This is a genomic window from Blautia fusiformis, from assembly GCF_020686995.1.
Lineage (GTDB): Bacteria > Bacillota > Clostridia > Lachnospirales > Lachnospiraceae > Blautia_A > Blautia_A fusiformis.
The window spans coordinates 141,251-152,766 of the sequence record NZ_JAJEPT010000007.1 but is presented as its reverse complement, the minus strand read 5'-3'; the positions used below and the strand labels follow the sequence as shown (position 1 = coordinate 152,766).

12 protein-coding genes are annotated in these 11,516 nt (G+C 43.9%); 1 reads left to right on the top strand and 11 read right to left on the bottom strand.

Going from position 1 to position 11,516, the window contains the following annotated elements; genetic code table 11:
- Positions 1-258: 258 nt before the first annotated feature.
- From ruvA to rsxC, 8 genes are all read right to left on the bottom strand, one after another.
- Positions 259-870, bottom strand: coding sequence for a Holliday junction branch migration protein RuvA (gene ruvA, locus LKD46_RS08245; protein WP_110102322.1), 612 nt, complete (start codon positions 868-870; stop codon positions 259-261).
- A gap of 146 nt (positions 871-1,016) precedes the next feature.
- Positions 1,017-2,081: a tryptophan--tRNA ligase gene (gene trpS, locus LKD46_RS08240; RefSeq protein ID WP_015524886.1), complete on the bottom strand. Its 1,065-nt coding sequence runs from the start codon at positions 2,079-2,081 to the stop codon at positions 1,017-1,019.
- 222 nt (positions 2,082-2,303) lie between these two features.
- Positions 2,304-3,095, bottom strand: coding sequence for an RnfABCDGE type electron transport complex subunit B (locus LKD46_RS08235; RefSeq protein WP_110102321.1), 792 nt, complete (start codon positions 3,093-3,095; stop codon positions 2,304-2,306).
- 13 nt (positions 3,096-3,108) lie between these two features.
- On the bottom strand, positions 3,109-3,684 hold the full coding sequence (locus tag LKD46_RS08230) for an electron transport complex protein RnfA (RefSeq protein ID WP_015524884.1): 576 nt from the start codon (positions 3,682-3,684) through the stop codon (positions 3,109-3,111).
- A 16-nt stretch (positions 3,685-3,700) separates the two neighbouring features.
- Positions 3,701-4,405 carry an electron transport complex subunit RsxE gene (gene rsxE, locus LKD46_RS08225; protein WP_015524883.1) on the bottom strand — a complete coding sequence of 235 codons (705 nt, stop codon included), beginning with the start codon at positions 4,403-4,405 and terminating at the stop codon, positions 3,701-3,703.
- 14 nt (positions 4,406-4,419) lie between these two features.
- Complete coding sequence (locus LKD46_RS08220; protein ID WP_015524882.1) at positions 4,420-4,998, bottom strand: RnfABCDGE type electron transport complex subunit G; 579 nt, start codon at positions 4,996-4,998, stop codon at positions 4,420-4,422.
- Positions 4,998-5,975, bottom strand: a complete 978-nt coding sequence (locus LKD46_RS08215) for an RnfABCDGE type electron transport complex subunit D (RefSeq protein ID WP_110102319.1) — start codon at positions 5,973-5,975, stop codon at positions 4,998-5,000. The genes LKD46_RS08220 and LKD46_RS08215 overlap by 1 nt, the downstream gene beginning before the upstream one ends.
- Positions 5,976-5,989: 14 nt before the next feature.
- Complete coding sequence (rsxC, locus tag LKD46_RS08210) at positions 5,990-7,315, bottom strand: electron transport complex subunit RsxC (RefSeq protein ID WP_021650509.1); 1,326 nt, start codon at positions 7,313-7,315, stop codon at positions 5,990-5,992.
- Between the two features lie 478 nt (positions 7,316-7,793).
- Between rsxC and LKD46_RS08205 the strand changes: the two genes are divergently transcribed.
- Complete coding sequence (locus tag LKD46_RS08205) at positions 7,794-8,813, top strand: ribonuclease H-like domain-containing protein (protein ID WP_110102317.1); 1,020 nt, start codon at positions 7,794-7,796, stop codon at positions 8,811-8,813.
- Positions 8,814-8,911: 98 nt separating this feature from the next.
- Here LKD46_RS08205 and rpsA read toward each other — a convergent pair whose 3' ends face one another.
- The 3 genes from rpsA to cmk are packed head-to-tail and all read right to left on the bottom strand — an operon-like array spanning position 8,912 to position 11,497.
- A complete protein-coding gene (rpsA, locus tag LKD46_RS08200; RefSeq protein WP_015524876.1) occupies positions 8,912-9,988 on the bottom strand; it encodes a 30S ribosomal protein S1 in 1,077 nt (358 codons plus the stop codon).
- Positions 9,969-10,835: a 4-hydroxy-3-methylbut-2-enyl diphosphate reductase gene (gene ispH, locus LKD46_RS08195; RefSeq protein ID WP_110102316.1), complete on the bottom strand. Its 867-nt coding sequence runs from the start codon at positions 10,833-10,835 to the stop codon at positions 9,969-9,971. The genes rpsA and ispH overlap by 20 nt, the downstream gene beginning before the upstream one ends.
- Positions 10,832-11,497: a (d)CMP kinase gene (cmk, locus tag LKD46_RS08190; RefSeq protein WP_015524874.1), complete on the bottom strand. Its 666-nt coding sequence runs from the start codon at positions 11,495-11,497 to the stop codon at positions 10,832-10,834. The genes ispH and cmk overlap by 4 nt, the downstream gene beginning before the upstream one ends.
- Between the last annotated feature and the right edge of the window lie 19 nt (positions 11,498-11,516).

Here is an 11,516-nt window from a genome sequence, read left to right as displayed (position 1 = left end):
TGCTCCGCCTGCACTGAGCAGACAGAAGATCTGACTCCAGAATGCATCTTTCATGGTCTAACTCCATTATATTTATCATCCTTTTTCTTATATCGACGGATATGTATTTATGAACTAATTGTTCTTTTTCAGTATACTACATCAGGGAAAGGAGAACAAGTGTTTCTTTTATACTATAGAGATTTTTTTAAGCAGATATGCTCAGATGTGCAATTCATCTCACCACCTGAAGAGGTGGGAGAATTCTTGCTACATTTGTTAAAAATTTTTCAGTGCAGCCCGAAGAATTGCTTCTACATCATCTGCCGGCACATCTTCCGGTACCTTTCGTACTGCACGAAGGGCATCTGCAGAACTGTATCCTAATGCGGCAAGCGCCTCCACCGCTTCCTGACGACTATCCCTCAGATCAGATGCTCCCTCAGCTGCTTCTTCCTGCTGATGCGCCAGTTTCATCTCAAAAGCATCTTCCAACTTCAGCTTGTCTTTCAGCTCCAGGATCATTTTCTGGGCTGTCTTTTTCCCGATTCCAGGGGCCTTGGAGATTGTTTTTACATCATCGGAAAGCACTGCAAAACGAAGCTCGTCTGCACTGATCCCGGAAAGGATCCCCAGAGCGCCTTTAGGTCCGACTCCGTTGACACCGATCAGAAGCTTGAACATGCCAAGATCATCCTTCGAAAAAAAACCATATAGCTGTAGAATATCCTCCCGCACATAGAGAAAGGTATGGATCTTCTTTTCATCGCCTATCCGTGCTTTCCCAAGATCCTGTCCTGTCATATAAATCTCATAACCAATTCCGCCATTTTCCACAACCAGACAATTTTCACCGATATCTGCTACAGTACCTTTTACAAAAGAAATCAAATCTCAAGGCTCCTTCCCTGAAACAGCTGAACATCTGTTTCCCATATGAACGCAATAGTAACATAATTTTCAAAAAAAATCAACCCGGAATACAATCTCCGGGTTGATCCTGTATACAAGCCTGTGATTCCTCTCGTTGTTTTCTATCACTGATTAAGGAAATCCTGATCCTCAAAATAATTGATCCGCATAGAAGAACGGACATCATGAAGCGTTGCGGCAGCTTTTTCTCTGGCAACCTCTGTACCGGCTTTCAGGATATCGAACACATCTTCGGTTCGCTGCTCCCACATTTTCCTTCTTTCACGGATCGGTCCAAGCTCTGCCTGCATAACATTATTCAGGAACTTCTTGACTTTCACATCACCAAGGCCACCTCTCTGATAGTGAGCCTTAAGTTCATCCAGATTCTGATACTCTGGCAGAAATTCAGCAAAATGTTCCGGGCGGCTGAAGGCATCCAGATAGATAAATACCGGATTTCCCTCTACACGACCAGGATCCTGAACACGAAGATGATTCGGATCTGTAAACATGGACATGATCTTTTTCTTCACAACATCTTCTTCATCAGACAGATAGATGCAGTTTCCGAGAGACTTACTCATCTTAGCCTTTCCGTCAATTCCCGGAAGACGTAAGCATGCTTTATTGGAAGAAAGAACAATTTCCGGATCTGTCAGTGTGTCACCATAAACGGTATTGAATTTATGGACGATCTCCTTGCACTGCTCAAGCATCGGAAGCTGATCTTCACCTACCGGTACATGTGTTGCGCGGAAAGCAGTAATATCCGCAGCCTGACTGATCGGATAGCAGAAAAAGCCTACTGGGATGCTGGCTTCAAAATTACGCATCTTAATCTCGGATTTAACGGTAGGATTACGCTGTACTCGTGCTACCGTAACCAGATTCATATAATAAAAGGTAAGTTCTGTCAGCTCCGGAACCATGGACTGAATAAAAATATTGGATTTCTCCGGATCAAGCCCGCATGCCAGATAGTCCAGAGCAACCTGAAGAATGTTATGACGTACTTTCTCCGGATGCTCTGCATTATCTGTAAGTGCCTGGGCATCTGCGATCATAATATAAATCTCATCATATAAGCCGGAATTCTGCAGCTTCACACGCTCTGCCAGAGATCCAACATAATGACCTACATGAAGGCGCCCCGTCGGACGGTCGCCAGTTAAAATAATCTTACTCATGAATTTCGTTCTCCTTGAAGTATACTGAATATTTATATCCTATTATAGCCCCTTGAAATTCACCGGTCAAATATTTTTAACCGGAAACTGCAATTTTTCATCGAAATATAACCAAAAGCTTGTACGTATTTATTTATGCATTATCGGGCACAACATGCTTTATTCCAAAAAAGAACTGCCACGTCACTCGGAAAACTTCTGTGACAGGCAGTCCTTTTTGTTTTACAGAATCACATGTCTTGGGCAAACTTCCTTACATTTACCGCAGCCTGTACACTTATCGTAATCGATGTGTGCACAGAAATCGGTAACTGTGATCGCCTCGGACGGACAATTCTTCTCACATTTTTTACAGCCGATACAGCCAAGCTCGCAGGCAACTGTAACTGCCTTACCTTTTGCGTGGGAGCTGCAGGCTACACGTGTCTGTTTGTCATATGGTACCAGCTCGATCAGGTGACGCGGACATTTGGCAACACATTTGCCACAGGCTTTACATGCTTCCTGATCTACGACCGCAATACCATTCACTATATGGATCGCATCAAATGGACATGCCTTTACACAGCTTCCGAAGCCCATACATCCAAATGTACAGTTTTTTGCACCGCTGCCAGGGATGAAAGCCATCATCTCGCAGTCTTCCACACCTGTGTACTCATATTTCACAGTCGTCTTATCACAGGTTCCCGCACATTTTACAAAAGCAACCTGACGTGCGGTTTCTTTTACTTCCTGTCCCATGATCGCGCCAATCTTGGCTGCAACAGGAGCACCGCCAACCGGACACTGATCTACAGGAGCTTCTCCCTTTGCAATTGCGGCAGCGAGTCCGGAACATCCCGGATATCCACAACCACCACAGTTATTTCCTGGAAGAACGCCGAGAATGGCTTCTTCCTTTTCATCTACCTTAACGGTTAATTTCTTGTCTGCAAGTCCGAGGAAGATACCAATGAATAAACCAGTACCACCGACAATGACTGCAGCCATAATAATTCCTGTTATACTCATGCTCTTCTTCCTCCTATACGATTCCGGAGAATCCAAAGAATGCAATAGCCATCAGTGCTGCCGTAAGCAGAACGATCGGCATACCCTGGAAGGATTCCGGAATATCGTTGTATTCCATTTTTTCACGGATTCCCGCAAGTAATACAATTGCGATCAGGTAACCTACACCTGTGGCAAATCCGTTGACAACACTTTCAAGAATGCTGTATTCATATTTAACATTGTTCAGTGCTACACCAAGAACTGCACAGTTTGTTGTGATCAGAGGAAGGTATACACCAAGTGCCTTGTAAAGGGATGGTACAAATTTCTTGAGAAACATTTCTACAATCTGTACCAGTGCCGCGATAACCAGGATAAATACGATCGTTTTCAGATACTCAAAATGGGTCGGTACCAGGATGAATTTATAAAGCAGTCCTGCAACAAAAGATGCAATAGTAATAACAAACACAACTGCACCACCCATGCCGGCTGCGGTTTCTGTTTTCTTGGAAACTCCAAGGAAAGAACAGATTCCCAGGAACTGACTCAATACAACGTTACTGCAAAGCGCAGAACCAATTGCAATCAACATCAAGCTTGCCATTTTCTATTCCCCCTTTTTATTCTTTGTCGGAAGGACATCCGCCGCAGGTCGCACAATTGGAGCCACAGCCGGACTGGATCTTGGAAACATCTTTGCCCTTCTTTGCCATGTTGATCTTTACTTTGTTCTGGATCGCTGCAAGTCCGGCAAGAACCAGAAATGCTCCAGGTGCAAGGATAAAGATAGTGATCGGGGTATAGCCGGCAGCACCGGTAGCTGCATCAGCAACCGGAATGATCTGTGCTCCGAAAGCCTTTCCGGAACCAAGGATCTCTCTTACAAGACCAATGGCAACCAGGCCCACTGTGAAGCCAAGACCCATTCCAAGTCCGTCAAAGATAGACGGAAGGACAGGGTTCTTGGAAGCATAACTCTCTGCACGTCCCAGAATGATACAGTTAACAACGATCAGTGGAATGTAAATTCCAAGTGACTCATAAAGAGAAGGAGTAAAGCCTTCCATCAGAAACTGTACGATAGTTACAAAAGATGCTACAACTACGATAAAGGCCGGCATTCTGACGGAGTCTGGAATAACCTTACGCAGCATGGAGATGAGCATGTTTGACATAACCAGAACTACGGTTGTGGAAAGTCCCATACCAATACCATTGATCGCAGAAGTCGTTACCGCAAGGGTAGGACACATACCAAGCATCAGGACGAAAATCGGATTTTCGGTTATAATGCCGTTTTTTAATCTTTCACCACAATTATTCATATTCAACTACCCTCCTAAAATGCGTTTTTGCAATAGCCGATAGCTGTATTGACTGCACCGGTAAAAGCTCTGGATGTGATGGTCGCACCACTGATAGCATCAATAGGCTCACCTTCGCCGCCGTCCTTGGATACATAGAATTTGTCGGTATTCTTTCCAACATACTGTTCCTGGAACTTCGCTTCTGTAGCACGCATTCCAAGTCCGGCAGTCTCACTGATGGAAAGAATGGAAACGCCGCTGACGGTACCGTCTTTTGTTACACCAACTGTGATCTGGATATCACCGCCGTAACCCTCTTTATCGGTTACAGTTACCACATAGCCTTCATCTGCTGCTTCACAGACTTCATCTACGGTTGCTTTGATTCCAAGATCTGCAACTGTTTTATCTGCTGCTTCCTTGTCTACATCTACAGCTTTAAAATCTTCCAGGCTTACATCACTGAATACAGTCTGCCAGGCTTCTTTTTTTGCCTGTTCCTCGGTTCTTGCAATGGGTTCTTTGGTAACTTCGTAAACCAGTCCAAGGCCAAGGCCGGCAACTACTGTAATGATCGTAAGGATCAATGTATTTCTGATAATCTTACCCATTATTTCTTGCCTCCTTTTCCAAAAGCAACCGGTTTTGTTACTTTTTCAATAAGCGGAACCAGAAGATTGCAGAAAATGATCGCATAGGAAACGCCCTCTGCGGAACCACCAAAGAGACGGAATACCGCTGTCACGATACCGAGGCAGCAACCATATACCAGCTGACCTTTCGGAGTGATCGGCGTTGTCACATAATCGGTTGCCATAAACCAGGCTCCAAGCATCAGACCTCCTCCAAAGATATGGCTGAAAAGATAATTTACATCAAAGCCTTTGCCTGTTCCCAGCATATAGAAAATGACAAATATTGCAAAACTTCCAATATATGTAAGAGGTACCTTCAGATCGATGATCTTAAATGCGAGAAGGATCACTGCACCGATGAGGATCGCCAGAGCAGAAGTCTCACCGATGGTACCCTGGATATTACCAAGGAACAGATTCTTTACAGGAATAGAAGTCCTCTCAATGAATCCCTGGCTTTTAAGCGCTGCCAGAGGTGTTGCCTGTGTAACCGCATCTACAACAGCATGGGAGCTTTTGGAAACTGCAAAGTTGGTCATTTTTCCGGCAAAAGAGATCATAAGGAAACATCTTCCTGCAAGAGCCGGGTTCATAAAGTTCTGTCCAAGTCCACCGAACAGCTGTTTTACAACAATGATCGCAAAAGCACTGCCAAGGATCGGCATCCAGATCGGGATCTGGGGCGGCATGTTCAGTGCAAGCAGAAGTCCTGTTACAACTGCACTGAAATCAGTAGTTGTATTCTTTTTATGCATCAGTCGGTCATACAGCCATTCAAAAAACACACTGGATGCAACCGTCGCCAGCACTACAAGGAGTGCATGCACTCCAAAGTTCCAGATACCGAAAAGTGTTGTCGGCAGAAGTGCGATCACTACCAGCTGCATAATACGGCTGGTGGTCATTTTATCCCTGATATGGGGATTAGATGATACGTTATACATTTGTTCCATTGTTATTCCTCCCCCTATTTCTTTTTCTTGCGCTCTGCAAGAACCATTTTTCTCATAGATTTAATACTCTGAGTCAGAGGTCGTTTGGCCGGACAGATGTAACTGCAGCAGCCGCACTCGCAGCATTCCATACCATCCATTTTTTCGAAGCCTGCCATATCACCGTGTTCTGCAAGAGTTGCAAGGCGGGCCGGAACCACATGGCCCGGACAGACGCTTACACAACGTCCGCAATTGATACATGCAGTCTGGATCTGCTTCGCCTCGGAAACTGCGTCACGCTCCAGGAAAAGCAGGGAAGAAGTTGTCTTCGTACATGGAATATGAAGATCATACAACGCAAATCCCATCATCGGTCCGCCGGAGATTGCTTTTGCGATCTTTTCCTTCAGTCCGCCTGCAGCATCTACCAGTTCAGACAGATCTGTGCCTGTAAGAACGGAAAAGTTCTTCGGTGTACGGATACCGTCTCCGGTAACCGTTACATTACGGCTGATGACCGGCTGTCCAAGGATCACTGCCTTATAAACAGAAGTGACGGTCTCTACGTTATCAACCACGCATCCTACGTCTGCCGGAAGCATGGTGGAATTGATCTCTCTGCCTGTTACCGCATAGATCAGTGTACGCTCACCACCCTGAGGGTATTTGGTCTTAAGCTCTTTTACTTCCATACGCTCTTTGCCTTTGATGGCTTCTTTCATCCTGGCAATACAATCCGGTTTGTTGTCCTCGATACAGATACATCCCACTGCCTTCGGGAAAGCTTTCAGGATTACTTCCAGACCACCAACAATACTTTCCGGTTCTTCCATCATCCTTCGGTAGTCACTGGTGATATAAGGCTCACATTCCGCACCGTTGACCAGGATATGATCGATCTTGTCAGGTTCCTTTGGTGAGAGCTTTACATGTGTCGGGAAACCTGCACCACCCTGACCAACAACTCCGCCTTCCTGAATCCTTTTCAGGATATCCTCCTTGGAAAGATCCGAAAGCTTTGCAGGTGCATATTCCACAGATTCGTACAGACCGTCATTCTCAATGATGATCGCATCACCCATGGCGCCTACTGCGGTCAGACGTTTCTCGATTCCCTTTACGGTTCCTGATACAGACGAGTGTATCGGTGCGGAAACAAATCCTCCTGCTTCTGCGATTTTCTGTCCTGCAAGCACATGATCACCTTTTTTTACGATCGGCTTGGCCGGAGCTCCGATGTGCTGAGAAACAAGAATTGCCAGATCTCCCTTCGGCAGATACTTCTCGACAGGACAGTTTTTTGACAAATCTTTGCCGTCATAAGGATGGATACCACCCCTGAAGGTTAAAAATGCCATAGATCTCATCTCCTCCTTTATTTTTGCAAGTACATGTACATGGTATTTCTGCGTTGCGCATATACTCTTTTTTAAAGTTGATTCTGTGTTTCTGATTTTCCTTTTCTTATTTCATCCAAGACAAACAAGATCTATTTCGCTCCCATAAATCATTTCGCGAAACATTACCAGCGAACAGTAACAAAATAGCTTCTGCTTTGAGCAGGATATGTATGAAAGATTGAATCCAGACACGATCCTGTGATATACTTCGGTAGAAGATATTCATCAGCTCATAAAAAGCTGTAAATGAATAACTAATTTATGAAGCGATAATAGTCATTTTTTCACTGTCAATCCCTACATAAATCCAGTACCATTTCCTGTTTTTTATCATCAACTCTACTAATAACTATAACTCATTTCACTTTAAATTGCACTATTGAAAAGCAATTTTTTTGTGTATAATCAGATACAATCCATAAAGGAGAAAATTAACATGATCGTTAAAAAAATGCCGATTTTACAAGGATTTCCAGACTTTGAGACTGTTAAAAAATTGACTAAAAATCATGGATTTTCAGAGCGTTTTGTACCGCTTTTCTATGATATTGAAACTACAGGACTATCACGAAATTCCACTTTTCTGTATCTGATCGGTGCTGTAGCCTACGAAGGAAACAACTGGCAGATGTACCAGTGGATGATTGAAAATGAAGAGGAAGAACCTGAACTTCTGAAAACATTTTCTGAATTCCTTCAGGATTTTTCATGTACGATCCAATATAACGGTGACAGCTTTGACCAGCCTTATCTGGATGCACGATATCAGATCCACGGACTCTCTTCCCCTTTTACGGAGCTGCCATCTCTGGATCTTTACCGGGAACTAAAGCCGCTCAAGGGACTTCTGAAGCTTTCACGGATGAATCAGCCTTCCATGGAATCATTTCTCGGTATTACTGAACGGAACTACTATGATGGAGGTGCCTGCATCCGTCTTTACAAACAATTCGCTTCCGGAAAGAAACCGGAAGCGGCAGAGATCGTTATGGGACATAACCGGGAAGATCTTCTGGGACTTGGAAAAATTTTCTCCATGCTGTCCTATCTTGCTCTTTTCAATGAAGATTACGAAGCACTAAATTGTGAAATTCAAGACGATCAATTGGCCTTTACCATTAAAACTAATTACGATCTGCCTGTTGAATTTTCAAATCATAGTGAAGAATTCTACATAATCGGACAGAATAACCGTGTCCGTCTTCTTGTGAAGCTTCAAAATGGACGTTTAAAGCAATATTATTCCAATTATAAAGATTACGATTACATCCCTTCCGAAGACACTGCAATACCAAAAACCTTAAGTGCCTGCATGGATAAAAAGCTCCGAAGGCCTGCCAAAAGGGACAACTGTTATACCTGGTTTCCTGTAACAGAAGCTTTTCTGCATGATCCTTTAAAACAGAAAACCTATCTGAAACACTGCCTGCCATATTATCTTTCTGTTCTTAAATAATATCTCTGTTACGAAATTCCAATTAAAAAAGGCCGTCACAATAAATGTGACGGCCTCTGAAATTCAAAATATTCATCTGCTGTACAGCTTCTGAGAAATTACTCCTCTGTCTGCTCTGCAGAATTATCCTCGAGTGCTTTCATGCTGAGGCTGATCTTTCTGTCTTCGCCATTGAAATCAACAACCTTAGCCTCGATCTCCTGACCGATGGAAAGTACATCAGATGGTTTCGCAACGTGCTCTCTGGAAATCTGAGATACATGAAGAAGAGCATCTACTCCAGGTGCAAGCTCAACAAATGCACCGAAATCTGTCATACGTGCAACTTTGCCCTTTACTACGTTTCCTACTGCGAAGTCCTCAGCAGCTGTAAGCCATGGGTTCTCCTCCGGGAATTTAAGGGAAAGTGCGATCTTGTCTCCGTTGATATCTTTGATAAGAACTGTAACTTTATCACCTACGTTGAATACCTTCTTCGGATTCTCTACTCTGCCCCAGGACATCTCAGAGATGTGAAGAAGTCCGTCTGCTCCGCCGAGGTCAATGAATGCACCGAAATCTGTAACATTCTTAACAACACCCTCAACTTTATCGCCTACGTTGATCTTAGCAAGAAGCTCTTTCTGTTTCTCAGCTTTCTCAGCAAGAAGAAGCTGTTTGCGGTTACCGATGATACGGCGTCTTCTTGGGTTGAACTCTGTGATAACGAACTCGATCTCCTGATCTGCATATTTGGAAAGATCTTTCTCATATGTGTCAGATACAAGGCTTGCAGGAATGAATACTCTTGCTTCCTCAACATTGACACAAAGACCACCGTCAAGTACCTGTGTTACAGGAGCCTTCAGAACCTCCTGGTTCTCGAATGCCTCCTCAAGACGTTTGTTGCCTTTCTCTGCAGCAAGACGTTTGTAGGTAAGTGTAACCTGTCCCTCTCCGTCGTTTACTTTGAGAACCTTTGCTTCCATGGTATCGCCAGGTTTAACAACGTCTGTAAGCACAACGCTTGAATCGTTTGTGTACTCGTTCTTTGTGATGATACCGTCTGCTTTATAGCCGATATTCAGGATGATCTCATCATCTTTAACATCGATGACGGTACCCTGTACGATCTCTCCATTTCTGATTGTTTTTACGGAATCTTCCAGCATCTGTTCAAAACTTAACTCTGACATGTTCTTGAACCTCCTCAATAATTTTCTTTGGGGTGGAAGCCCCTGCTGTAATACCTACACAACTACTGCATTGGAACATTTCAGAATCCAAGTCTACAGGTGTTTGTATATAGTAAGTATTTCCACATTCCTTTTTACATATTTCAAACAGCTTTTGAGTATTGGAGCTATGTCGGCCACCTACGACCAGCATAGTGTCTACCTCTCCGGCTATCGCTTTAGCTTCTTTCTGCCGTTCTTCGGTAGCATTACAAATAGTGTTTAAAATATTTAAAATATTTAAAACATTATTATCATAACTCTTTTTGCGGAGAATTTCAACTAATTCTTGAAATTTGTTGTAATTAAATGTCGTCTGGGACACTACACATACTTCTTTTTCCGGAGAAATATTGAATTTCTCAGCATCCTCAGCATTTCTGATCACTGTATATGGTCCCTGACACCATCCGCAGATCCCCTGGACTTCCGGATGGTCCGGATCACCGATGATCACAATATGGGCACCTCTGGAGCTTTCTCTCTCAACGATCTTGTGGATCTTCAGCACAAAAGGACAGGTAACATCTACATATCCGAGACCATATTTTTTGATCATGTTATAAACCCTGCGGCCTACTCCATGGGAACGGATCACAACAGTACCGCCCTTCAGGCTGCCAAGATCCTTCTCACAGATCACAGCCACACCTTTTTTTTCGAGATCTGAGACAACCTCCTCATTATGGATGATCGGGCCTAGTGTATAAATCGGTGCTGCATCGGAACCGATCAGCTCATAAACACGGTCAACTGCTCTTTGTACGCCGAAACAGAAGCCGGCAGTTTCTGCAACTTTTACATTCATCCATTCACCCTTTTTCTGTATACGGAAAGGATACTCTCAACCACTTCATCAATTCCCATCTCAGATGAATCAACAAGAACAGCATCCTCTGCTTTTTTAAGCGGAGAAACCGCACGGTTCATATCTCTCTCATCTCTGTCAACGATATCTTTCAGGATCTCATCCATATCGCAGGCTTCCCCCTTCTCTGTAAGCTCCAGGTATCGTCTGCTGGCACGGGTCTTTGCACTTGCAGTCAGAAAGATCTTCACTTCCGCATTGGGAAGAATGGTGGTTCCGATATCTCTTCCGTCCATAACTACATTATTCTCAGCTGCAAGATTGCGCTGCAGCTTCAGAAGATGTGCACGCACCTCCGGATTTGCAGAGCTTACAGATGCCATATTTCCTACCTCTTCCTTACGGAGGAACGCAGTTACGTTCTTTCCGTTAAGAATCACCTGCTGCTCACCGTTCTCATAACGGATAGAGATATCCGCATCGTGACAGGCTTCAGAGATTTTTTCGTCACCGCTGATCCCTTTTTCCAGAAGATAAAGTGCCATGGCACGATACATTGCCCCTGTATCTACATAAATAAAGGACAGCTCCTTTGCCACTTTTTTTGCAATTGTGCTTTTTCCTGCACCTGCCGGTCCGTCAATTGCAATATTAATACCCATAATCGTTGCTCCTTCCTCT

What these genes read in the sequence shown, in the direction of transcription:
- rpsA (WP_015524876.1), bottom strand. Translation starts at nt 9,988, where the DNA reads ATGTCAGAGTTAAGTTTTGAACAGATGCTGGAAGATTCCGTAAAAACA.
- rsxC (WP_021650509.1), bottom strand. Translation starts at nt 7,315, where the DNA reads ATGGCATTTTTAACCTTCAGGGGTGGTATCCATCCTTATGACGGCAAA.
- LKD46_RS08230 (WP_015524884.1), bottom strand. Translation starts at nt 3,684, where the DNA reads ATGGCAAGCTTGATGTTGATTGCAATTGGTTCTGCGCTTTGCAGTAAC.
- LKD46_RS08235 (WP_110102321.1), bottom strand. Translation starts at nt 3,095, where the DNA reads ATGAGTATAACAGGAATTATTATGGCTGCAGTCATTGTCGGTGGTACT.
- trpS (WP_015524886.1), bottom strand. Translation starts at nt 2,081, where the DNA reads ATGAGTAAGATTATTTTAACTGGCGACCGTCCGACGGGGCGCCTTCAT.
- rsxE (WP_015524883.1), bottom strand. Translation starts at nt 4,405, where the DNA reads ATGAATAATTGTGGTGAAAGATTAAAAAACGGCATTATAACCGAAAAT.
- cmk (WP_015524874.1), bottom strand. Translation starts at nt 11,497, where the DNA reads ATGGGTATTAATATTGCAATTGACGGACCGGCAGGTGCAGGAAAAAGC.
- LKD46_RS08220 (WP_015524882.1), bottom strand. Translation starts at nt 4,998, where the DNA reads ATGGGTAAGATTATCAGAAATACATTGATCCTTACGATCATTACAGTA.
- ispH (WP_110102316.1), bottom strand. Translation starts at nt 10,835, where the DNA reads ATGAATGTAAAAGTTGCAGAAACTGCCGGCTTCTGTTTCGGCGTACAA.
- LKD46_RS08215 (WP_110102319.1), bottom strand. Translation starts at nt 5,975, where the DNA reads ATGGAACAAATGTATAACGTATCATCTAATCCCCATATCAGGGATAAA.
- LKD46_RS08205 (WP_110102317.1), top strand. Translation starts at nt 7,794, where the DNA reads ATGATCGTTAAAAAAATGCCGATTTTACAAGGATTTCCAGACTTTGAG.